Genomic DNA, 22,892 nt, shown 5'->3' on the forward strand with positions numbered 1-22,892 from the left:
CCTGCCCCCGCGTGCTCATGAGCGGGATCGCGTCTCACGCGCCTTAAGCTCTACGTCGTGGGGATCTCGAAAGTCGAACGCCTGATGAACCTCGTCATCGCGTTGCTGTCCACGCGGTCCTTCATCACCGCAGACCGGATACGCGAGACGGTCTTAGGCTACTCCGACGACGCCAGCGACGAGGCCTTCTCGCGGATGTTCGAGCGTGACAAGAACGAACTGCGTGATCTCGGCATCCCGCTGGAGACCGGGCGGGTGTCGCCGAGTGACCCGGCAGAGGGCTACCGCATCAACCGCGAGTCGTACGCGCTGCCCGCTGTGGAGCTGACCCCCGACGAGGCGGCCGCCGTGGCGGTGGCGACCCAACTGTGGGAGTCCCCGGAACTGATCACCGCGACCCAGAGCGCCCTGCTGAAGCTGCGCGCCGCCGGCATCGACATCGAAGCCGCCGACGACGACATCGCGATCACCTCGACGGCCGCGCTGCCCGGGCTTCGAGGATCCGAGGAGGTGCTCGGGATTCTGTTGTCGGCCATCGATTCCGGGCGCGCCGTGCGGTTTCGGCACCGGCCGTCGCGCAGCGAGCCGTACATGACCCGCACGGTGGAGCCCTGGGGTGTGGTCACCGACCGGGGTCGCTGGTATCTGGTCGGCCACGACCGGGACCGCGACGCCGTCCGGACGTTCCGGCTCTCGCGCATCGGGGCCGATGTGACCCCGATCGGGGACGCGGGCAGCGTGAGCAGACCCGACGGGATCGACCTGCGCGAGATCGTCAAGCGGGTGGTGGGTGACTGGCCCGCGACCGGACAGGCCAGGGTGTGGGTGGCCGAGGGACGCGCGACCGCGCTGCGCCGCCGCGGCACCGTGGTGGGGCCCAAGATGGTCGGCGGACGGGCCGGCGACGAGATCACCGTCGACATCGGCATGTTCGACCGCTTGGCGCGCGAGGTCGCGAGCTACGGCGCCGACGCGCTTGCGCTGGAGCCGCAGTCGCTGCGCGACGACGTGATCGCCCGGCTGCGGGCCCAGCTGTCCACGGTCAGCGAGGTGGAGGCACGGTGACGGCCGTCAGCGCCCGGCTGGTGCGGTTGTTGAACATGGTGCCGTACTTCCAGGCCAACCCGAGGATCACCTACGCCGAGGCCGCATCCGATCTCGGGGTCAGTGTCAAACAGCTGCGTGAGGACCTCAACCAGCTGTGGATGTGCGGGCTGCCGGGCTACGGGCCGGGTGACCTGATCGACTTCGAATTCTCCGGCGACACCATCGAGGTCACGTTCTCGGCGGGCATCGACCATCCGCTGCGGCTGACCTCGCCCGAGGCCACCGGGGTGCTGGTGGCGTTGCGGGCACTGGTCGACGTCCCCGGGATGGTGGATCCCGAGGCGGCCCGCAGCGCGATCGCCAAGATCGAGTCGGCCGCGGGCAAGGTCGGCCACGGGGTGGAGGGTGCCGCGGTCGAGGAACCCGCCCCGGTGGAGAGCGCGGCCGCCGCGGCCGTGCGCAAGGCGGTGCGGGACGACCGGGCGCTGGCGATCGAGTACTACGCCGCTTCCCACGACACGATGTCCAGCCGGGTGGTCGACCCGATCCGGGTGGTTCTCGTCGCCGACCACAGTTACCTGGAGGCGTGGTGCCGCTCCGCGGAGGCGGTGCGGCTGTTCCGTTTCGACCGCATCGTCGACGCCCGGGTGCTCGACGAGCCGTCGGTGCCGCCGCCGCCTGCCGTGCAGGCCGGCCCGGACACCTCGCTGTTCGATCCCGATACCGCGGACCCGTCCCTGCCGGTCGCGACACTGCTCATCGAACGGTCCGCGGCGTGGATGTTCGACTACTACCCGCTGCGCGTGCTGCGCGAGTTCGACGACGGGTCGTGCGAGGCGACGATGACCTACGCCTCCGATCAGTGGATGGCGCGGTTCGTGCTGGGTTTCGGATCTGCCGTGCGGGTGCTCGAGCCCGTCGACCTGGCCGACCGGGTCCGGCGGTCGGCGGCGGCGGCGCTGGAGGCGTATCGCGTCGGTGGGGTCGGCATCGACCCCGCGGACGGGTAAACTCGGCCCAGACGTCTGGAGGTAACCAAATTGGGTGGTCTACAACCCTGGCACTGGGTCATCGTCATCGCCGTGTTCGTGCTGCTCTTCGGTGCCAAGAAGCTCCCGGACGCGGCGCGCTCGCTGGGCAAGTCGATGCGCATCTTCAAGTCCGAGATCAAGGAGATGCAGGCGGATTCGCAGTCGGCGAAGCCGGATCAGCCCGCGGCACCGACGCAGATCGCATCCGAGCGCGTCCCCGAGGCCGAGCCGTCTTCTCCTGACAAGCGACCGGCCTGACCGGTCCGTCGGTGGTGCGCGGCCGCGGCCGCGCGCGTGACTTCGCGGCTGTCCGCAGCATCTAGGCAACCCCTCCCGTGCAGATTCCCGGAATCCTCAAGAAGCTCGATCCCCGACAGCGACGTTCACGGGTCAACCCCGACGGCACGATGTCGTTGGTCGACCACCTCACCGAGCTGCGCAGCCGGCTGCTGATCGCGGTCCTCGCCGTGCTGGTGACCACGATCCTCGGGTTCCTCTGGTACAGCCACGGCGTGCTCGGATTGCCCAGCCTGGGTGACTGGCTGCGCGGACCCTACTGTGCGCTGCCGGATTCGGCGCGGGCCTCGATCACCCCCGACGGGGGATGCCGGCTGTTGGCGACCGCGCCGTTCGACCAGTTCATGTTGCGCCTCAAGGTCGGCATGACGGCGGGAATCGTGCTGGCGTGCCCGGTGTGGCTCTACCAGCTGTGGGCCTTCATCACCCCCGGGCTCTACGCCAAGGAGCGCCGTTTCGCGGTGGCGTTCGTGATGGTGGGCGCGGTGCTGTTCGTCGCGGGCGCGATCCTGGCCTACGTCGTGCTGTCCAAGGCGCTGGGATTTCTGCTCACCGTCGGCAGCGACGTGCAGGTGACCGCGCTCTCGGGTGACCAGTACTTCGGCTTCCTGATCAACCTGCTGCTGGTGTTCGGGATCAGCTTCGAGTTCCCGCTGCTGATCATCATGCTCAACCTCGTCGGCATCCTCACCTACGAGAGGCTCAAGGCGTGGCGCCGCGGACTCATCATGGGGGTGTTCGTCTTCTGCGCGTTCGCCACGCCCGGCTCGGATCCCTTCTCGATGCTGGCGCTGGCATTGGCGATGACGCTGTTGATGGAGTTGGCCATCCAGGTGGCACGGCTCAGCGACCGCCGCAAGGCGCGCCGCGCCGCGCTGGACGCGGTCGACGACGACGAGGCCGCGCCGATCGGCCCGGTCGAGACCATCGAGGCGCCGACCGCGGTGCCGGCCCCGTCGCGGCTCGTGGTCGATGACGACGCAACCTGATCCGGGTACGGCGACCGAAAGCGTGGCGGCGTTCACCGCGCTGCTGCCCTTCGAACTCGACGACTTCCAGCGCCGCGCCTGCGAGGCGTTGGCCCAGGGCCACGGAGTGCTGGTCTGCGCCCCGACCGGCGCGGGCAAGACCGTCGTCGGTGAGTTCGCGGTACACCTGGCGTTGGCGGCGGGGCGGAAGTGCTTCTACACCACCCCGATCAAGGCGCTGAGCAATCAGAAGCACAACGATCTGGTGCTCCGGTACGGGCCGAAGCGCATCGGTCTGCTCACCGGTGACCAGGCCATCAACGGTGACGCCGACGTCGTCGTGATGACCACGGAGGTCCTGCGCAACATGCTGTACGCGGATTCGCGTGCGCTGCAGGGTCTTTCCTACGTCGTGATGGACGAGGTGCATTTCCTCGCCGACCGGATGCGCGGGGCGGTGTGGGAGGAGGTCATCCTGCACCTGCCCGAAGAGGTACGGCTGGTGAGCCTGTCGGCCACGGTGAGCAATGCCGAGGAGTTCGGCGGCTGGATCAAGACCGTCCGGGGCGACACCACGGTGGTGGTCGACGAGCACCGCCCGGTGCCGCTGTGGCAGCACGTGATGGTCGGCAAGCGGCTGTTGGACCTGTTCGACTACCGCGCCTCCGGCCCCGCAGGCCGCAACCTGCTGGTGGACCCGGAGTTGTTGCGCCACATCGCACATCGGCGTGAAGCCGAACGCCTGACCGACTGGCAGCCTCGTGGCCGTGGGCGATCCGGCCGGCCGTCGGGACTGTACCGGACACCCGGCAGGGCCGAGGTGATCAACGTGCTCGCGCAGGACAACCTGCTGCCCGCCATCACGTTCATCTTCTCCCGCGCCGGCTGCGACGCCGCGGTCAAACAGTGTCTGCGCTCGTCGCTGCGGCTGACCACCGATGAGGAGCGCGCGCGCATCGCCGACATCGTGGACCGCCGCACCGCCGATCTCAACGACTCCGACCTGATCGTGCTGGACTTCCACGAGTGGCGGGAGGGGCTGCTGCGGGGTCTGGCGGCACATCACGCAGGCATGCTGCCGGTCTTCCGCCACACCGTGGAGGAGCTGTTCACCGCCGGCCTGGTGAAGGCCGTATTCGCCACGGAGACACTGGCTCTGGGCATCAACATGCCCGCGCGCACGGTCGTGTTGGAGAAACTGGTCAAGTTCAACGGCGAGCAGCACATGCCGTTGACGCCGGGGGAGTACACCCAGCTGACGGGCCGGGCCGGCCGCCGCGGCATCGACGTCGAGGGCCACGCCGTGGTGCTGTGGAATCCTGATGTGGATCCCGCCGAAGTCGCGGGGCTCGCCTCGACCCGGACGTTCCCGCTGCGCAGTTCGTTCGCGCCCACCTACAACATGACGATCAACCTGGTGCACCAGATGGGTCCGGCACAGGCCCATCAGCTGCTCGAACGGTCTTTCGCGCAGTACCAGGCCGACCGATCGGTGGTGGGACTGGTGCGCGGCGTCGAACGCGGCGAGCGCATGCTCGGCGAGCTCGCCGCCGAGATGGGCGGTCCGGATTCGGCGATCCTCGACTATGTCAGGCTGCGCGCGCAGATCTCGCAACGCGAACGCGCGCAGTCGCGCGCCTCCAGATTGCAGCGCCGCCAGGCCACCAACGAGGCGCTGGCCGCGCTGCGTCCCGGCGACATCATCACGATCACCGCGGGCCGGCGAGGCGGACTGGCCGTGGTCCTCGAACCGGCACGCGACGACGAGGACCCTCGACCACTGGTTCTCTCCGAACACCGCTGGGCAGGCCGGATCTCGTCGGCCGACTACACCGGGGCGCCCGGCCCGCTCGGGAAGATGTCGCTACCGAAACGCATCGAGCACCGCAACCCGCGGGTCCGCCGCGATCTGGCGTCGGCGCTGCGGTCGGCAGCCGCTCGTCTCGACGTTCCCTCGGTGCGGGCGTCGCGCAGGAGCGGGCCGCCACCGGAACACGACGTGGACCCGGAACTGAACGTGCTGCGGGACCGGATGCGCGCGCACCGGGCCCACGGCCTGCCCGACCGGGAGAAGCTGGCCCGCGTCGCCGAACGCTACCTGCGCATCGAGGAGGACAACGAGCAGCTGCGCAAGAAGATCGCCGCGGCGACGAACTCGCTGGCTCAGACGTTCGACCGGATCGTCGTGCTGCTGACCGACCGCGGGTTCATCACCGTCGACGGAGTCGACGAAACGACCACCGTCGAGCAGGACACGCCCGCGGTCACCGACGACGGCCGGCTGCTGGCGCGCATCTACAGCGAGAGCGACCTGCTGGTCGCCGAGTGCCTGCGGGCCGGGGTGTGGGAGGGGCTCGATTCCGCAGAGTTGGCCGCGGCGCTGTCGGCGGTGCTCTACGAATCGCGACGCGAGGGTCACGGCCCCGGTGACGGGTCCGACATCCCCACCGGCAGGCTGCGTCGCGCGCTCAACCAGACCCGCAGGTTGTGGAGCGAGCTGCGCGCCGACGAGCAGCGGCACCGCCTCCCGCCCAGCCGCGAACCCGACGACGGATTCGTCGCCGCCGTGCACCGTTGGGCGAGCACCGGCGACCTGGCGTCGGCGCTGACGGCGTCCGACCACGCCGGCACCGGCGCGTCGATGTCGGCCGGCGATTTCGTCCGCTGGTGCAGGCAGGTGCTCGACCTCGCCGACCAGGTGCGCAATGCGGCCCCGTCAGCTGCGTTGCGGGCAACCGCGAAACGCGCAATCAACGACGTTCGGCGCGGCGTCGTAGCTGTTGATGCCGGGTAGTGTGTGGTGCCAGCAGGCCCCCGGCACACCAGCCCCGGATGACCAAGGAGAGAAATGAGCGGACCGCAGGGATCCGACCCGACGCAGCCGTGGCCGGGTCAGCAGCCTGAGCAGGGCACGGACCAGCCCGCGGGCGATTCGGCGGCCAACCAGGGGTGGCAGCCCCCGACCCCCGGAGCCGGGCAGCAGCCCGAGCAGCCGTCGTGGCAGCCGCCGGCCTACACGCCGCAGCAGTATCCGCAGTACCAGCAGCCCGCCCAGCCGCCCACATACTCTCCGCAGCAGTACCCGGCCGATCAATACGGGCAGCAGCCCGCCGAGTACAGCCCCGCCGGTTACCCGCCTCCGGGCCAGTACGGCCAGCCCGGCGGTTACGGCCAGCAGTACGGTCAGCCCTACGGGCAGCCGGGCCAGTACGGCCAGCAGCCGGGACAAGCGGGCCAGTACGGCCAATACCCGGGTGCACCCGGCGCCCCGGGCTACCCCGCCCCGGGCTCGGAGGAGGGGTCGAAGCGGTCGTTGGCGGTCATCGGTGGCGTGGTGGGTGTGCTCGCCGCGGTCGTCATCGCCGCCGTGCTGGTGCTCGGATTCTGGAAGCCGGGCTTCTTCGTGACCACCAAGCTCGATGTCAACGCCGCTCAGAACGGTGTGAAGCAGATCCTCACCGATGAGACCAACGGTTACGGCGCCACCAACGTCAACGACGTGAAATGCAACAACGGCGTCAGCCCCACGGTGAAGAAGGGTGACACCTTCAACTGCGAGGTCAGCATCGACGGCACCAAACGGCAGGTCACCGTCACGTTCCAGGACGACAACGGCACCTACGAGGTCGGTCGCCCGAAGTAACGCGGCCCCTATCCGGGTAGCTTGTCGAGCGCCGTCTGCAGCCGTCCCAGCGACGACGACACGCCGTAGCGTTCGGCCAGTTCGGCGACTTTGCGGGGATGACGCGCGGCCAGCGGCAGAGCGTCATCGTCGGTGGAGAAGTTGACGTCGGCATCGGTGGCCACCCGCACCACCGGGCCGGCCTTCGCGATGTAGTCGGACGCGGCCAGCAGCTTGGTCCGGTGCGCCCTGGACAGCTTCGATTTAGGATCCTGCGCCGCCGCGAGAATCGCCTCCAGCGATCCGTGCTGGGCGAGCAGGGTGGCTGCGGTTTTCTCGCCGATGCCGGGGACGCCGGGCAGCCCGTCGGAAGGGTCGCCGCGTAGCAGCGCCAACTCCGCGTACGCGGGTCCGGCGCGGTCGACGGGCACGTTGTAGGTCTCGGACACCTCGACGGGTCCGTACGTCGTCGCTCTGGCCAGTCCGCGGCCGAGGTAGAGCACCCGCACCGGTACCGGTTCGTCGCGTACCAGCTGAAGCAGGTCGCGGTCCCCGCTGACCACCACCACCGGGTCGCGGGTCTCCCGGCCCGCCAGCGTGCCCAGCACGTCGTCGGCCTCGCACTGCTGCGCTCCGGCCGTTGCGATCCCGAAGGCGTCCAGCATCTCCATGATCATGTCGACCTGCGGGGTCAGGTCGTCGGGGACTTCCTCGACGTCGACGTCCGTCGGCGGGTTCGCTTCCTCGGCCGGCACGGCCACGCGGTGGGCCTTGTAGGACGGGATCAGGTCCACCCGCCACTGCGGGCGCCAGTCGTCGTCGCGGCACACCACCAGCCGGTGCGGCCTTTCCCGGGTGATGACGGTCGCGACCGCGTCGAGGAAGCCGCGCAGCGCGTTGACCGGTCGGCCGTCCGGCGCGGTGATCGACGACGGAACGCCGAAGTACGAGCGGAACCACATGCTCGCACCGTCGAGCAGCACCAGCGGAGGCGTGTTCATGCGCGCCATCCTGCCAGGGCGCCCGGGTCGCGCCGGGATTAGCCTTGAGACATGAGCCAGGACCGTTTCGACACCGAGGTGTACGCCCGCCGACTGCGAGCCGCCGCCGCGGCGGCCGCCGACGCCGGGCTGGCCGGTCTGGTCATCACGCCCGGCTACGACCTTCGCTATCTGGTGGGCTCGCGCGCGCAGACGTTCGAGCGGCTGACCGCGCTGGTGCTGCCGGCGACGGGAGACCCGACCGTCGTGGTGCCCCGCCTCGAGCTGGCCTCGCTCAAGGACTCGGCGGTCACCGAACTCGGTGTGGCCGTGCGAGATTGGGTGGACGGCGACGACCCCTACCGCCTGGTCGTCGAGGCGTTGCCCGGAGACGGGCCGCTCGCCGTGGCCGTGACCGACTCGATGCCCGCGCTGCATCTGCTGCCGCTGGCCGAGGTCCTCGGCGCGGTGCCGGTGCTCGCCACCGATGTGCTGCGCAACCTGCGGATGGTCAAGGACCCCGCCGAGATCGACGCACTGCGCAAAGCGGGCGCGGCGATCGACCGTGTGCACGAACGTGTTCCGCAGTTCCTTCGGCCCGGGCGCACCGAGGCCGACGTCGCTGCTGACATCGCCGAAGCCATTGTCGCCGAGGGCCATTCGGAGGTCGCGTTCATCATCGTCGGGTCGGGGCCGCACGGGGCCGATCCCCACCATGAATGTTCGGACCGCGAGCTGCGCGCAGGCGACATCGTCGTCGTCGACATCGGCGGCCCGTATGACCCCGGCTACAACTCCGACTCGACACGCACGTACAGCATCGGCGAACCCGATCCGGAGGTGGCGCGCCGCTACGCGGTGCTGCAGCGCGCCCAGCGCGCGGCGGTCGACATGGTGCGCCCCGGGGTCACGGCCGAACAGGTCGACGCGGCCGCCCGCGACGTGCTGGCCGCCGAAGGGCTGGCCGAGGCGTTCGTACACCGGACCGGACACGGGATCGGTCTCTCGGTGCACGAGGAGCCCTACATCGTGGCGGGCAACTCACTGCCGCTGCAGGAGGGGATGGCGTTCTCCGTCGAGCCCGGTATCTACTTCCCGGGGCAGTGGGGTGCGCGCATCGAGGACATCGTGATCGTCACCGGCGACGGCGCCGAGCCGGTCAACCACCGGCCGCACGAACTCGTCGTCGTACCGGTGCCCTGACCGGGGGTCAGTCCTGGCCGCGGTCCAGCAGACTCGACGACCCCAGCACCCGCGCGATGCGGACCTCGATCACCACCCGTTTCGGGTTGGGGCGCGGCGTGCGGTAGCGCTGGGCGTACCGCAGTTCGGCGTCGCGGACGGCCTCGATGTCGGTGTGCACGGTCGACTTGCCCTCCAGCGACAACCACCGGGCGCCGTCGACCTGGCTCAGCACCGCGACGCCGCGTTGCTCGGCGTTGACGGCCTTCTGGGAGCCGCCCGAGGTGATGACACGGGCGATATGGGTGGTGGGGTCGAAGGTGAACCCGACCGCCACCACATGGGGCGAGCCGTCCGCCCGCAACGTGGTCAGCATCGCGAGGTGGCGTTCGGAGAGGAACGTCAGCGCGTCGTCGGTCAGTCGGGTCGTTGCCTTGGCCATCGGGTCCACGCTAGCGCAGGCGATAATCAGGCCCGTGAAGGACACGAACGCGGGCCCGGTGGTGATCTTCGGCGGTCGCAGCGAGATCGGCGTGGAGGTGGCCCGCCGGCTGGCGCCGGGGGCCACGGTGGTGCTGGCGGCGCGCAGGCCGGACGAGTTGCAGGGTGAGGTCGCCGAGTTGCAGCGGGCGGGTGCGGTGGCCGTGCACACCGTCGGCTTCGACGCCGACGACCTGGCCTCGCATCGCGGGGTCGTAGACGGCATCGTCGCCGAGCACGGCCCGATCGGCATCGCGGTGCTGGCCTTCGGGATCCTGGGGGATCAGGCCCGCGCCGAGAAGGATCCGGCGCATGCGGCCGCCATCGCGCACACCGACTACGTCGCGCAGGTGAGCCTGCTGACGGTGCTGGCGGCCTCCATGCGGGACGCCGGGTCGGGGACGCTGGTGGTGTTCTCGTCGGTGGCGGGTGTGCGGGTGCGCCGGGCGAACTACGTCTACGGGTCGGCCAAGGCGGGCCTGGACGGCTTCTGCAGCGGGCTGGCCGATGCGCTGCACGGCACCGGCGTGCGGTTGCTGTTGGTGCGGCCGGGTTTCGTGGTCGGCCGGATGACGCAGGGCATGTCCCCGGCGCCGCTGTCGAGCACTCCGGGTCAGGTGGCCGAGGCGACGGTGCGGGCGTTACGGAAAGGCCGCGGCACGGTGTGGATTCCCGCGCCGCTGGTGCTGCTGGCGTTCGCGTTCCGGACGATGCCGAGGTTCGTGTGGCGGAGGCTGCCGAGGTGATCATCGTGGTGGGGATCGGCGCGGACGGCATGGCCGGGTTGGCGCCCGCATCCAGAGCTGAATTAGCCAGGGCCACAGTTGTTTACGGTTCCCGTAGACAACTGGAGCTGTTGGACGGGACCGTGACGGCACCCCGGCGGGCATGGCCGACGCCGCTGCTGCCGGCGCTGGGCACCCTGTTGGACGGCGGGGACGCCGACGTACACGTGGTGGCCAGCGGGGACCCGATGTTGCACGGGATCGGCAGCACACTGATCCGCCTGCACGGTCCGGACAAGGTCGCGGTGCTTCCGCATGTGTCGTCGGTGACGCTGGCCTGCGCGCGGGTCGGATGGTCGGTCCAGGACACCGAGATCATCAGCCTGGTCTGGCACGAGCCGCACACTGCCGTGCGCCGCGGGGGACAGGCCGTCGTGCTGTCCCGCGACGGCTCGACGCCGGCCGAACTGGCCCGGCTGCTCACCGACGCCGGGCGGGGCGACTCGGAGCTCACCGTCCTCGAACAGCTGGGTGGCCCAAAGGAATTGCGCCGTACCTCGACCGCGAGGGAGTGGGCGGCCCGGCCGCCGGCGGACGTCGACGACCTCAACGTGATGGCCGTGCGCTACCTGCCCGACGTGCGCGTGCTGGGGACGTTGCCCGACGATGCGTTCGCCCACGACGGGCAGCTCACCAAGCAGATGATCCGCGCGGCGACCCTGGCGGCGTTGGCACCGCGGCCGGGCGAGCTGCTGTGGGACGTCGGCGCGGGGTCGGGCAGCATCTCGATCGAGTGGTGCCGCAGTGGACCCGGCTGTCGGGCGATCGCGTTCGAACGCGACGAGGCCCGACGCGCCAGGATCACCGAGAACGCGGTGGCCCACGGCGCGGGCGTGGAGGTGCGGTTCGACGCGCCGGAGTCGTTCGACTCCTCGCCGCCGCCCGCGGCGGTGTTCGTCGGCGGTGGTGTCAGCCGGCCCGGCATGATCGACGCCTGCTGGGAGAGGTTGGGGCCGGGCGGTCGGCTGGTCGCCAACGCGGTCACCGTGGAGTCCGAAGCGGTACTGGCGCAGTGGTATTCGCGTGTCGGGGGTGAGCTCCGCCGCTACCAGCACTATCGCGGCGAAGCGGTCGGCTCGTTCACCGGCTGGCGTCCGGCGATGCCGGTCACGCAGTGGTCGGTGACGAAACCTGATACGACCTGACCAGATCGATCGACGCCAGCTCCCGGATGGCCCGGCAGCCGCGGTGCAGCATGGTCAGCATCATCTCGTCACCGCGCTCGGTCGACGACGCGAACGCGGTGCCCAGCACCGTGATCAGCGGCGCCTGCAGCACCCCGAGCCGGTAGTCGTGCCAGCACGTCTCGACGTCGTAGCCGCTGACCCCGTGACCGAGCAGTGCCGCGTGGTAGTGCTCGACCAGGTCGCGTTCGACCTCGGCCCGCGTTTCGGGCAGCAGGCTGGTGGCGGTGAAGTACGCCAGGTCCCGAGACGGAAGGCCGATGCCCATCGTCTGCCAGTCCACCACGGTCACCCGGGTGCGGTCCGGATCGTAGAGCAGGTTGTCCAGCCGGTAGTCGCCGTGCATCAGCGAGAAGCGGTCGGGCACCGCGAGCAGCCACGGCGTCACCAGGCTCATCGACGTGACCAGGGTGTCGCGGTCCTCGTCGCTGACCGAGCCTCCGAGCTTGTCCAGCGTGATGTCGGCCGCCATCTTGGCCACCTCGCCCATGCCGGCTGCGGCCGCCTCGTCGCCGGGCTTGGGCATCACGATCGACGGCAGGTCGAAATATCGCCGCTCGTTCCAGCTCGGCCCGTGCAGCCCGGCCAGCGCCTCGACGGCCAGGGCGGCCTCGGCGGGCGTGCACCCGGCGATCTGGTCACCCTGCTCGGCGGGCGCCATGTCAGCCAGGACCAGCACGAAATCTTTGCCGTCAGTGGAAATCTCGGTGTGGAAGCAGTCAGGCACCGGGATCGCGACGTCCTTGTTGATCGCCGCGTAGAAGTCCACCTCGGACAGGTAGCCCAGCGCCACCCGCTCCCGCACCGCGTCGTCCTGGGCGGGTAGCTTGACCGCGAAAGTCGCGGGCGGCGAGGGCGATTCGGGGTAGGTGGCGGTCACCCGGTAGGTGGCGCCGGTTTGGCCGGTGCCGATGGCGGCCACCTCGACACCGCTCACCTCGGTGCCGAGCACCGATGCGAGCCATGTCGGCGTGATGTCCTGGGGGCTGCGGGGAATGGTCATCGGATCGCCTTTCACAAGTCGCCGTCGTGGGCGTAGATCGTGCGCAACCAGATCGTCTCGGCGCCGGCCAGCAGTTCGTCCCTGCCGAGTCGGCCGCCGAGGGTGTGGCGCTCCATCAGCCGGTCGTTGAACTCCAGCAGCATGCTGGCGACCACCTCCGCAGAGGAACCGGCCGGGGCGCGCCCGCTGTCCCGTTCGGCGGTGATCATCCTGGCGACGGTGGGGACGAAAGATTCGCGCGCGTCGTCCCAGACCTCGCGGATCACGGTGCTGCTGGCCCTGGCCTCCAGCATCGCCTGCAGCAGGTAGCGATGTTGATCGACGGTGTCCAGCAGCGCCTCGAGCATGGCCCGGATGCGTGCGCGCGGCGGCTGCTCGATGTTGGCCAGCAGGTCGCCGGCCAGGAAGCCGTCGTCGTACATCGGCTCGAGAAGGGCGGCCACCGCGGCCGCCTTGTTCTCGAAGTAGAAGTAGAACGCCGATCGGGTCACCCCGGCGCGGCGGGTCACGTCGGCGATGTTGAGGCCGTCGAAACCGGATTCGCGCAGGTGCTGGTCCAGTGACTCCAGGATCGCGCTGCGCCGCAGGTCGCTCTTCTGCGGTTGACGCCGGTCGGTCGGCGACCGCACCGGAAGGCCTCGCTGCACGCGCGAGACTAACCCGCAGTTCTGACGACTGTCAACGATGCAAGACGCCTGTCAGCTGTGGCGGATGTTCGCGCGATGGGCCGGCTACCCCGGGTAGGTCCGCGGGGTGAACACCCGGTCGGCCCCGTCGGTCGTGGTGTGCCAACGGGTCCGGGAGGACCCGACGATGAGGAGGCAGCGCATGTCGACGTCGGCGGGATCCAACTCGCCGAGCCGCACCACGCGGACCGATTCGCGGGGGCCGGCCACGTCGCGGCCGATGACCACGGGGGTGTCCGCATCGCGGTGCTCCAGCAGCAGATCCCGCATCGCCGCGACCTGCCAGTTCCGGGTCTTGGACGCCGGGTTGTAGACGGCGAGCACCATGTCCGCCGCAGCCGCGGCCGTCAGCCGTCTGGCGATGATGTCCCACGGCTTGAGCCGGTCGGACAACGAGATCACGGCGTAGTCGTGCCCGAGCGGCGCGCCGACCCGGCTGGCCACGGCCTGCGCGGCGGTCATGGCCGGCACCACCCGTACGTCGACGTCCGGCCACTGCTCGGCCTCCTCGAGCACCGCGGTGGCCATCGCGAACACGCCGGGGTCACCGGATGAGACGACGGCGACCGTCCGGCCCTGTTCGGCCAGCTCGCAGGCCAGCCGGGCGCGGGCGGGCTCGTCGGTGTTGTCGCTGGGGTGTCGGCGTTGACCGTCACGGACCGGCACCCGGTCCAGGTACGGCCCGTAACCGATCAGATCAGTGGCGGCCGCCAGAACCTGTCTGCTCTGCGGTGTCGTCCAGCCCGCGTCGCCGGGGCCGAGCCCGACCACCGCCACCGAACCCGTCACCGACGCGGCGCGCCTGCCGCCGGGCAGCATCGTCAGGGCGAAATACGGCACCGACTGGTCATCGACCTCCGAGGCCGGCAGCACCCGTTGCCGCTCGGTGCTCGCCCGCTCGACGTAGAAGGCGTCGTCGATGCGCCCGGCCGCCGAAAGTGCCTGCCGCACCGCCGGATACGAGCGCCCCAGTTTGAGGATCGCCGCGGCGTCGGTGTCGGCGAGTCTCCGACGGAGTTCGTCGGCGGGCAACGTGCCGGGCAGGATCGTCAGCACCTGGTCGCCCTGCACGAGCGGCGTGGACACCGCGGCCGACGCCGCACTGACCGAGGTCACCCCGGGCACGATCAGCGCGTCGAAGCGTTCCGTCAGGCGGGTGTGCATGTGCATGTAGGAGCTGTAGAACAGCGGGTCGCCTTCGGCCAGCAGCGCGACGTCGCGCCCGGCATCCAGGTGGGCGGCGATGCGGTCGGCGGATTCGCGGTAGAAGTCCTCCATCGCACCGGCGTAGCCACCCGGATGGTCGGACGTCTCGGTGGTGACCGGGTAGACGAGGTGCTCCTCGATCTGCCCTTCCCGCAGATAGGGCTCGGCGATCGAGCGCGCGATGCTGCGCCCGTGCCGTGCGCTGTGGTAGGCGACGACATCGGCGGCCCCGATCACCCTGGCCGCCTTGACCGTCACCAACTCGGGGTCACCCGGACCGAGCCCGACACCCCACAGTGTTCCCTTGGGTTCCTGGGATCCTGTCATTCTTCTTCTGCCGCAATCGAGTTCACGGCGGCGGCGGCCATCGCGCTGCCGCCGCGCCTGCCGGTCACCACCAGGTAGGACATCCCCCTGGGGTTGTCGATGAGCTCCTGTTTGGACTGCGCCGAACCGACGAACCCGACCGGGCCGCCCAGCACGGAGGCGGGTGGGGCAAGACCGTCGTCGACGAGCTCGAGCAGCCGGAACAGCGCGGTGGGGGCGTTGCCGATGGCCACGACCGCGCCGGGGATCCGCTCCGACCACAGGTCGACGGCGGCCGCCGAGCGGGTGGTGCCCAGCTCGGCCGCCAGCCCGGGCGCGCGCGGATCGGCGACCAGGGACACCACCTCGTTGTCGGCGGGAAGCCGCAGCCGGGTGATCCCGGCGGCGACCATCGAGGAATCGCACAGGATCGGGGCGCCGGCGGCCAGCGCGGCGTGGGTGCGCGCGGTGACATCCGGGGTGAACGCGACGTGCTCGGCGACATCGACCTGGCCGCAGGTGTGGATCAGGCGCACCACCACCCGCGCGACGTCCTCGGGGAACCGCGACAGGTCCGCCTCGGCGCGGATGGTCGCAAACGACTGGCGGTAGATCTCGCTGGCGTCGCGGATGTAGTCGAGCACCCGATCACCCTACGGGTGGCGTTTGCGGGCCCGGTAGCCGTCTCCGGTCGCGACCAGGACCTCACCGTCTGCCGGACTGCCGCAGGCGCGCTCACAGCCGACGAAGTGCCGGTGGACCGTCACCGGATCGTCGACCGCTGCCGCGGCGTCGGCGCGCACATCGGCGACGGAGCGCTCACAGCCCGGGCTGCCGGTGCACGCGGACACCGAGAGCCAGGGCGAGTTCTCGTCGAAGACCAGCCCGAGCGGTGCCAGCACCCGCAGCGCGACGTCGGCGACTCCTTCGTCCAGATCGAACAGCAGCACCGAGCGCCACGGGGTGACGGCCAGCGGGGCCTCGACGGCGGCGAGGTAGCGCGCCACCTGCGCGTCGAGGACGCCGAGCGGCACCGCGGCGCCGAGCGCGATGCGCCCGTCGTCCTGCTCGATCCAGCCGACCGGCGGACGGGAGTGTGCGGGCCACGTCGCGCCAGGCTCCGCCGTCGGTGTCCGGTCACCCAGAAGCGTCGTGGGATCGTCGAGTTCGTCCACGCGCCAGGCGGTTCCGCGTACCTGGAGGAATCGTGCTGCGACAGAGAGCAACTCGTCGACCACGTGGCCCAGCGGGAGCCGCACCCCGGTGTCACGGCCGGCGAGAAGCAGTGCCGCAGTGTGTCCGTCGAGGACGTGGATGCCGGCATCCGCGCCCAGGCCCGAGATGTCACCACGGCCGTCGTCGATGCCGAACAGGAACCGGCCGGGCAACCGGGCCAGCCGAGGATCCTGTTGCACCGCATGATCCAGTGAGCGCACCAGATCCCTTGCGTCGCAGAACTCTCCGCTGCGGCCCGACAACGGTGAGGCGACGATGTTGCGCACCCGCTCGTGGGTCGCCGAAGGCAGCAGGCCGGCGTCGGTCAGCAGTGCGGCCACGGCCCCGGTGTCGTGGATACCGCGAATCTGGAGGTTGGCCCGCGATGTCAGCTCCAGCGTCGCGGTGCCGAAATCGACGGCGGCCTGCGCCACCGCCTCCAGCTGGCGGGCGGTGATCGCGCCGCCGGGCAGTCGGATCCGGGCCAGATCGCCGTCGGCGGCGCGGTGGGTCTGCAGCGCGCCGGGACAGGCGTCGTCGTCCCTCGCCCTGGCCATCCGTCCACGGTACCCGGGTGGCACCTAGGTAGGGCATCGGACCGCCTGAGTAGTCGGTGACGAGGGGTTCGCGGATTTACGTACCGAGGTACTCGTGATCGCGCGCGCCTGCCCTCCTACGTTTGCTCCATGTGGGGTCCGGTGAGGGGCCGGATCCCACCCAGAATCTCGTAGGGAAGTGATTGAAATGACCGATCTGGCAACACAACCTGTTCACCGGCCAGAGCCCGACACCGCTGACGCGGTGACTCCGGCCCCTGAACCCGTACTCGTCACCGAACAGCAGGTCCTTCTCGGCTCGGCGGCGGTGTTGGGCGCACCCAAGGTGCGGCGCAACTATTTCGCGATGCTGCGCGCCCGGCTCACCCCGTCGGCAGGGGAGGAGAAGCACCGGCACTATCCGGAGCACTACGCGTTCATCGAGGATGCGCGGATGGCACGGATGATGGATCGGCTGTGAGTCCCCAGCTCGCCAACCGCAGCGGCGATGGCAACGATTCCGCCGTGGCCTGCGGGCGGCCGGAGTAACGTCGGGCCTGCTCCTAGGGGGTTCGGCATGGGGATCAGGGTGGCGATCATCGGCGCAGGCATGTCCGGTCTGTGCATGGCCGCGAAGTTGCAGGACGCGGGCATCGAGGACTTCACGGTCTTCGAGAAGGCCGACGAGGTGGGCGGCACGTGGCGCGACAACACCTACCCGGGCCTAGCATGTGACGTCCCGTCCCGGTACTACGCGTACTCGTTCCGGCCCAACCCGGAGTGGTCGCACATGATGCCTCCGGGCCCCGAGGTGTTCCGGTACTTCCGCCAGTTCGCCACCGAGCGGGGTATCCGTCGGCACATCCGCTTCGGTGCCGACGTCACCGCGGCCCGCTTCCGCGACGGCAAATGGTGGCTGACCTCCCCTGCCGGTGTCGAGGAGTTCGACGTGTTGGTGACCGCGACCGGGTTCCTGCGCGTCCCGCGCTATCCCGATATCCTTGGACTGGACACTTTCACCGGGCCCATGTTCCATTCGTCGCGCTGGGATCACTCGGTTTCCCTGTCCGACAAACGGATCGGGCTTATCGGCACAGGTTCCACCGGCGTACAGATCACCTCCGCACTCGGCGGCAACGTCAGGCACCTCAAGGTCTTTCAACGCACGCCCCAGTGGATCTGCCCATGGCCCAACCTCAGGGTGTCCGAGCACACCAAAGCGGCGATGCGCCGCTGGACGTGGCTCAACAGCTTCGGCTACTGGTTCTGGGGCGGCTTCGTCCGGTCAATTTTCGGCGTCGCACCTGTGCGGCCGGGCTGGCAGCGGTGGCTCTATCAGACGCAGTGCCACTGGAATCTCCGGCTGTCGGTGCGTGACAAGGAGCTCAAGAAGAAGCTCACGCCGCCGGACCAGCCGATGTGCAAGCGGATGATCTTCGCGGGCCACTACTACCGGACCGTCCAAAGACCGGACGTCGAGATCGTCACCGATCCGATCGTGGAGGTGCAACCGCGGGGAGTGGTCACCGCCGACGGAACGCTGCACGAAGTGGACCTGTTGGCACTGGCCACCGGGTTCGATTTCCACGCCTACGTTCGGCCGCTGACCATCACCGGCGAGCACGGTCGCACACTTGACGACGCGTGGGCCGACGGGCCCACGGCCTACCGGGCGGTCGCGGTTCCCGGGTTTCCCAACATGTTCATGCTGATGGGCCCCCACGCCCCGGTCGGAAACAACTCTCTGGTGCCGGTCGCCGAAGACCAGGCCGACTACGTCATGTGGTGGATTGATCAACTGCGTTCCGGCCGAATCGTTTCGGCTGCTCCGACTGAGGCCGCTACCAAGCAGTACAACGACGCGATGAAAGCGGCGATGCCCAGAACCGTCTGGACGACAGGCTGCCGCAGCTGGTACCTCGGCAAGGACGGGCTGCCTGAGCTCTTCCCCTGGGAGGCGTCCAGGTACGCCGAACTGTTGCGGTCCCCGCGGGTGAGCGATTTCGACGTACGCACCGCTGCGGTGTGACGGTCGCCACTTCGCTGAGCGGACAGTCTCGTGACTTACAGAACGTACTTTCTATCCGATACCGGCGGTACCGTTCCGGCTATCGAACCCGCGTTGGACGCGGGCACCTGGAAGGAATGGCAATGCTGGCATTCATTGTTTTCACCGCGCTCATCGCCGTGCTCGTCGCGGCAATCGGTACGCCGTACCGGCAGACCTGGTACGGCCGCTGGCACGGCTGAGCCCGTCGGGTACGAATAGGGGGTGACCGCGCCCGACGCCGCCAGCCAGACCCCCCCAACCGTTCTGCTCCTGTCGACCTCGGACACCGACCTGATCACCGCCCGCGCCAGCGGGGCCGCGTACCGCTGGGCCAACCCGTCGCGACTGGTCGACGGTGAGCTCGAGGACCTGCTCAGCGGCGCGGACATCGTCGTGGTGCGCATCCTCGGCGGCCACCGGGCCTGGGAGGACGGCATCGACACCGTGGTCGCCGGCGGGCTGCCCACGGTCGTGGTCAGCGGCGAACAGTCTCCCGACGCCGACCTGATGAACCACTCGACCACGCCCGCCGGCGTGGCGCTGCAGTCGCACATCTACCTCGCGCAGGGAGGGGTCGAAAATCTCGCCAATCTGCACGCGTTCCTGTCCGACACCCTGCTGATGACCGGCTTCGGTTTCGCCGAGCCGACTGCGACGCCGAGCTGGGGCGTGCTGGAGCGGAAGGCCGCCGCGACCGGCGGCCCCACCGTGGCCGTGTTGTACTACCGGGCCCAGCACCTGGCCGGCAACACCGGCTACGTCGAGGCGCTCTGTGATGCCATCGAAAGCGCAGGGGGATCCGCGCTTCCGGTGTTCTGCGCGTCGCTGCGCACCGCAGACGACGCCCTGATCGAGCTGCTCGGCACCGCCGATGCGCTCGTCACCACGGTGCTGGCTGCCGGCGGTGCCACCCCCGCCGCCGTGGGAGCCGGCGGCACGGACGACACGTGGAACGTCGCGCACCTGGCCGCACTGGACATCCCGATCCTCCAGGGCTTGTGCCTGACGAGTTCGAAAGCGCAGTGGGACGAGAACGACGACGGCCTCTCACCGCTGGACGTCGCCACCCAGGTCGCGGTGCCCGAGTTCGACGGCCGCATCATCACGGTTCCGTTCTCGTTCAAGGAGATTGACGACGAAGGGCTGATCTCCTACGTGCCTGATCCGGAACGTTGCGCCCGGGTGGCCGGGCTGGCCGTCCGGCACGCCCGGCTGCGCTCCATCGCGCCCGCCGACAAGCGCGTCGCACTGGTGTTCTCCGCCTACCCGACCAAGCATGCCCGCATCGGAAACGCGGTCGGGCTGGACACCCCGGCCAGCGCCATCGCCGTGCTGAACGCGATGGCGGAGGCGGGGTACCACGTCGGCGAGATCCCCGGACTCGAAGCCGGCGATGGTGACGCCCTGATCCACGCGATGATCGAACGCGGCGGTCAGGATCCCGCCTGGCTCACCGAGGGGCAACTTGCCGGCAACCCGATCCGGGTGTCCGCCAAGGACTATCGGGCCTGGTTCGCGACACTGCCCACCGAGTTCGCCGACGCCGTCGTCGAGCACTGGGGTCCGCCACCGGGGGAACTGTTCGTCGACCGCAGCCACGACCCCGACGGCGAGATCGTCATCGCTGCCATGCAGGCCGGCAACATCGTGCTGATGGTGCAGCCGCCGCGCGGCTTCGGGGAGAACCCGGTGGCGATCTATCACGATCCCGACCTGCCGCCCAGCCACCACTATCTGGCTGCCTATCGCTGGCTGGACGGACAATTCGAAGGCTCCTCCCCGTCTTTCAGAGCGGACGTCGTCGTGCATCTCGGCAAGCACGGGAACCTGGAATGGCTGCCGGGCAAGACGCTGGGCATGTCGGCGGCGTGCGGCACCGACGCGGCGCTGGGTGACCTGCCGCTGGTCTATCCGTTCCTGGTCAACGATCCCGGCGAGGGCACCCAGGCCAAGCGGCGCGCCCACGCCACCCTGGTCGACCACCTCATCCCGCCGATGGCCAGGGCCGAAACCTATGGCGACATCGCGCGTCTGGAACAGCTGCTCGACGAGCACGCCAACGTGTCCGCGCTGGATCCGGGCAAGCTACCCGCGATCCGTCAGCAGATCTGGACGCTGATGCGGGCGGCGAAGATGGACCACGACCTGGGGCTGGAAGATCGCCCCGACGAGGACTCGTTCGATGACATGCTGTTGCACGTCGACGGCTGGCTGTGCGAGATCAAGGACGTCCAGATCCGCGACGGCCTGCACATCCTCGGCCAAACCCCGACGGGCGAAGCGCAACTCGACCTGGTGCTGGCGATCCTGCGGGCACGTCAGCTGTTCGGTGGGGAGCAGACGGTGCCGGGTCTGCGGCAGGCGCTGGGGCTCGCCGAGGACGGCAGTGACGATCGGGCGAGCGTCGATATCGCCGAGGCGCAGGCCCGCGAGCTGGTCGCCGCACTGCAGGACAGCGGCTGGGACGCCGACGTCGTCGACACCCTGACCGATCACGCCGACGTCGCGGCGATCCTGCGGTTCGCCGCAACCGAGGTGGTGCCGCGGCTGGCCGGCACCGCCGGTGAGATCGGCCAGATCCTGCGCGCCCTCGACGGCCGTTTCATCGCGTCGGGTCCGTCCGGTTCGCCGCTGCGCGGCCTGGTCAACGTTTTGCCCACCGGCCGCAACTTCTACTCCGTCGATCCCAAAGCCGTGCCCTCCCGGCTGGCGTGGGAAACCGGTGTGGCGATGGCAGATTCGCTGCTGGAGCGCTACCGCACCGACTACGGCCGCTGGCCGGAGTCGGTGGGGCTGTCGGTGTGGGGCACGTCGGCGATGCGCACGTCGGGTGACGACATCGCCGAAGTTCTCGCGCTGCTCGGGGTCCGGCCGATCTGGGATGACGCGTCGCGGCGCGTGGTCGACCTCGAAGCGATCCCGCTCGCCGAGCTGGGACGGCCGCGCATCGACGTCACGGTGCGGATCTCCGGGTTCTTCCGCGACGCGTTCCCACACGTGGTCGCGATGCTCGACGATGCCGTGCAACTCGTCGCGGGTCTCGACGAGCCGGCCGAGGACAACTTCGTGCGTGCGCACGCCCAGGTCGACCTGTCCGAGCACGGCGACCAAAGGCGCGCCACCACAAGGATTTTCGGTTCCAAGCCGGGAACCTACGGTGCCGGCCTGCTGCAGCTGATCGACAGCCGCAACTGGCGCGACGACGCGGACCTGGCGGCGGTGTACACCGCGTGGGGCGGCTTCGCCTACGGCCGGGGGCTGGACGGCGCACCGGCCACCGATGACATGAACCGGGCCTACCGGCGGATCGCGGTGGCGGCCAAGAACACCGACACCCGCGAACACGACATCGCCGACTCCGACGACTACTTCCAGTACCACGGCGGCATGGTGGCCACCGTGCGGGCGCTGACCGGGAAGGACCCGGCCGCCTACATCGGCGACAACACCCGTCCGGACGCCGTGCGCACCCGCACGCTGTCGGAGGAGACCACCCGGGTGTTCCGCGCCCGTGTCGTCAACCCCCGCTGGATCACCGCGATGCGCAGGCACGGGTACAAGGGCGCCTTCGAGATGGCTGCCACCGTCGACTACCTGTTCGGTTACGACGCGACCGCCGGTGTGATGGCCGACTGGATGTACGAGCAGCTGTCGCAGAGCTACGTGCTCGACGATGAGAACCGCAAGTTCATGGCCGAGTCCAACCCGTGGGCACTGCACGGGATGGCCGAACGACTGCTCGAGGCGGCCGGGCGCGGGATGTGGGCGGCACCCGAACAGGCGACTCTCGACGGTCTCAAGCAGGTGCTGCTGGAAACCGAGGGTGACCTGGAAGGCTGACCCCGTTTTGTCGGGGGCGCGGTGTAGCGTCGGGTTTATGTTCGAAAGTTTGTTCGATGTCGATGTGGGGGCGTCGGAGGCTGAGTTGCGGGCTGCGGTGGAGCGGTGCGAGCGGCTGAAATCTCAGGCCGCGGCCGCCCAGGCGCGCGCGACGGCGTTGTGGGCGGCCAAACGGCATGCGGCCGAGCAGGCTGGTGGTGTGCCGGCGGCCAGGCGTGGCAAGGGGTTGGCGTCGGAGGTGGCGTTGGCCCGCCACGACGCGCCGGTGCTGGGCAACCGGCACCTGGGATTCGCCAAGGCGTTGGTGAACGAGATGCCGCACACCCTGGCCGCGCTGGAGAGTGGGGCGCTGTCGGAGTGGCGGGCCACGCTGATCGTGCGGGAATCGGCGTGTCTTTCGGTGCAGCACCGGCGGGCGTTGGATGCCGAACTGTGTGGGGATGTCACCACACTGGCGGGGTGGGGCAACAAACG

Annotated in this window: 19 protein-coding genes and 1 pseudogene; 13 read left to right on the forward strand and 7 right to left on the reverse strand. The window is 69.7% G+C overall.

Annotation, left to right across the window (positions count from 1 at the left end; genetic code table 11):
* Positions 1–57: 57 nt before the first annotated feature.
* The 6 genes from BN976_RS24130 to BN976_RS24155 all read left to right on the forward strand — a co-directional run bounded on the left by BN976_RS24130 (position 58) and on the right by BN976_RS24155 (position 6,986).
* Positions 58–1,065, forward strand: coding sequence for a helix-turn-helix transcriptional regulator (locus tag BN976_RS24130; protein ID WP_199559003.1), 1,008 nt, complete (start codon positions 58–60; stop codon positions 1,063–1,065).
* Positions 1,062–2,057 carry a helix-turn-helix transcriptional regulator gene (locus tag BN976_RS24135; protein WP_011780642.1) on the forward strand — a complete coding sequence of 332 codons (996 nt, stop codon included), beginning with the start codon at positions 1,062–1,064 and terminating at the stop codon, positions 2,055–2,057. Before BN976_RS24130 ends, BN976_RS24135 begins: the two co-directional genes overlap by 4 nt.
* Positions 2,058–2,087: 30 nt before the next feature.
* Positions 2,088–2,336: a Sec-independent protein translocase subunit TatA gene (tatA, locus tag BN976_RS24140; protein WP_011780641.1), complete on the forward strand. Its 249-nt coding sequence runs from the start codon at positions 2,088–2,090 to the stop codon at positions 2,334–2,336.
* Positions 2,337–2,413: 77 nt separating this feature from the next.
* Positions 2,414–3,364, forward strand: a complete 951-nt coding sequence (gene tatC, locus BN976_RS24145) for a twin-arginine translocase subunit TatC (RefSeq protein ID WP_011780640.1) — start codon at positions 2,414–2,416, stop codon at positions 3,362–3,364.
* Positions 3,348–6,137 (forward strand): DEAD/DEAH box helicase, encoded by a 2,790-nt coding sequence (locus BN976_RS24150; RefSeq protein WP_011780639.1) that lies wholly within the window; start codon positions 3,348–3,350, stop codon positions 6,135–6,137. Before tatC ends, BN976_RS24150 begins: the two co-directional genes overlap by 17 nt.
* A gap of 54 nt (positions 6,138–6,191) precedes the next feature.
* Positions 6,192–6,986 (forward strand): DUF4333 domain-containing protein, encoded by a 795-nt coding sequence (locus BN976_RS24155; protein WP_011780638.1) that lies wholly within the window; start codon positions 6,192–6,194, stop codon positions 6,984–6,986.
* An 8-nt stretch (positions 6,987–6,994) separates the two neighbouring features.
* On the opposite strand, the gene BN976_RS24160 is transcribed toward BN976_RS24155, so the two are convergent.
* Positions 6,995–7,966, reverse strand: a complete 972-nt coding sequence (locus tag BN976_RS24160) for a 5'-3' exonuclease (protein WP_011780637.1) — start codon at positions 7,964–7,966, stop codon at positions 6,995–6,997.
* A 51-nt stretch (positions 7,967–8,017) separates the two neighbouring features.
* Here BN976_RS24160 and BN976_RS24165 point away from each other — a divergent pair, with 51 nt between their 5' ends.
* On the forward strand, positions 8,018–9,148 hold the full coding sequence (locus tag BN976_RS24165; RefSeq protein WP_036374686.1) for a M24 family metallopeptidase: 1,131 nt from the start codon (positions 8,018–8,020) through the stop codon (positions 9,146–9,148).
* A 7-nt stretch (positions 9,149–9,155) separates the two neighbouring features.
* On the opposite strand, the gene BN976_RS24170 is transcribed toward BN976_RS24165, so the two are convergent.
* Positions 9,156–9,569: a F420-dependent biliverdin reductase gene (locus tag BN976_RS24170; RefSeq protein ID WP_011780635.1), complete on the reverse strand. Its 414-nt coding sequence runs from the start codon at positions 9,567–9,569 to the stop codon at positions 9,156–9,158.
* A 34-nt stretch (positions 9,570–9,603) separates the two neighbouring features.
* Between BN976_RS24170 and BN976_RS24175 the strand changes: the two genes are divergently transcribed.
* Positions 9,604–10,353 carry a decaprenylphospho-beta-D-erythro-pentofuranosid-2-ulose 2-reductase gene (locus BN976_RS24175; protein ID WP_036374690.1) on the forward strand — a complete coding sequence of 250 codons (750 nt, stop codon included), beginning with the start codon at positions 9,604–9,606 and terminating at the stop codon, positions 10,351–10,353.
* Positions 10,350–11,537, forward strand: coding sequence for a bifunctional cobalt-precorrin-7 (C(5))-methyltransferase/cobalt-precorrin-6B (C(15))-methyltransferase (locus tag BN976_RS24180; RefSeq protein WP_011780633.1), 1,188 nt, complete (start codon positions 10,350–10,352; stop codon positions 11,535–11,537). Before BN976_RS24175 ends, BN976_RS24180 begins: the two co-directional genes overlap by 4 nt.
* On the opposite strand, the gene BN976_RS24185 is transcribed toward BN976_RS24180, so the two are convergent.
* From BN976_RS24185 to cobG, 5 genes are all read right to left on the reverse strand, one after another.
* The gene (locus BN976_RS24185; RefSeq protein WP_036374975.1) at positions 11,500–12,579 is read right to left on the reverse strand and encodes a phosphotransferase family protein; all 1,080 of its coding nucleotides are present in this window, start codon (positions 12,577–12,579) and stop codon (positions 11,500–11,502) included. The two genes, BN976_RS24180 and BN976_RS24185, sit on opposite strands and share 38 nt — an antisense overlap.
* Positions 12,580–12,590: 11 nt before the next feature.
* Complete coding sequence (locus BN976_RS24190; RefSeq protein WP_036374978.1) at positions 12,591–13,208, reverse strand: TetR/AcrR family transcriptional regulator; 618 nt, start codon at positions 13,206–13,208, stop codon at positions 12,591–12,593.
* 102 nt (positions 13,209–13,310) lie between these two features.
* Entirely contained in the window at positions 13,311–14,798 is a 1,488-nt protein-coding gene (locus tag BN976_RS24195; protein WP_036374693.1) for a precorrin-2 C(20)-methyltransferase, read from the reverse strand.
* The gene (locus BN976_RS24200) at positions 14,795–15,421 is read right to left on the reverse strand and encodes a precorrin-8X methylmutase (RefSeq protein WP_036374697.1); all 627 of its coding nucleotides are present in this window, start codon (positions 15,419–15,421) and stop codon (positions 14,795–14,797) included. The genes BN976_RS24195 and BN976_RS24200 overlap by 4 nt, the downstream gene beginning before the upstream one ends.
* Positions 15,422–15,430: 9 nt before the next feature.
* Positions 15,431–16,549 (reverse strand): precorrin-3B synthase, encoded by a 1,119-nt coding sequence (gene cobG, locus BN976_RS24205; RefSeq protein WP_036374699.1) that lies wholly within the window; start codon positions 16,547–16,549, stop codon positions 15,431–15,433.
* A 187-nt stretch (positions 16,550–16,736) separates the two neighbouring features.
* Here cobG and BN976_RS24210 point away from each other — a divergent pair, with 187 nt between their 5' ends.
* The 4 genes and pseudogenes from BN976_RS24210 to BN976_RS24225 all read left to right on the forward strand — a co-directional run.
* A complete protein-coding gene (locus BN976_RS24210; protein WP_036374704.1) occupies positions 16,737–17,009 on the forward strand; it encodes a hypothetical protein in 273 nt (90 codons plus the stop codon).
* 96 nt (positions 17,010–17,105) lie between these two features.
* The gene (locus BN976_RS24215) at positions 17,106–18,557 is read left to right on the forward strand and encodes a flavin-containing monooxygenase (RefSeq protein WP_036374709.1); all 1,452 of its coding nucleotides are present in this window, start codon (positions 17,106–17,108) and stop codon (positions 18,555–18,557) included.
* Between the two features lie 243 nt (positions 18,558–18,800).
* A complete protein-coding gene (gene cobN / locus BN976_RS24220) occupies positions 18,801–22,418 on the forward strand; it encodes a cobaltochelatase subunit CobN (RefSeq protein WP_036374711.1) in 3,618 nt (1,205 codons plus the stop codon).
* 37 nt (positions 22,419–22,455) lie between these two features.
* Positions 22,456–22,892: pseudogene (locus BN976_RS24225) on the forward strand (HNH endonuclease); the annotation flags it as partial.

The organism is Mycolicibacterium austroafricanum (assembly GCF_000612725.1).
Lineage (GTDB): Bacteria > Actinomycetota > Actinomycetes > Mycobacteriales > Mycobacteriaceae > Mycobacterium > Mycobacterium austroafricanum.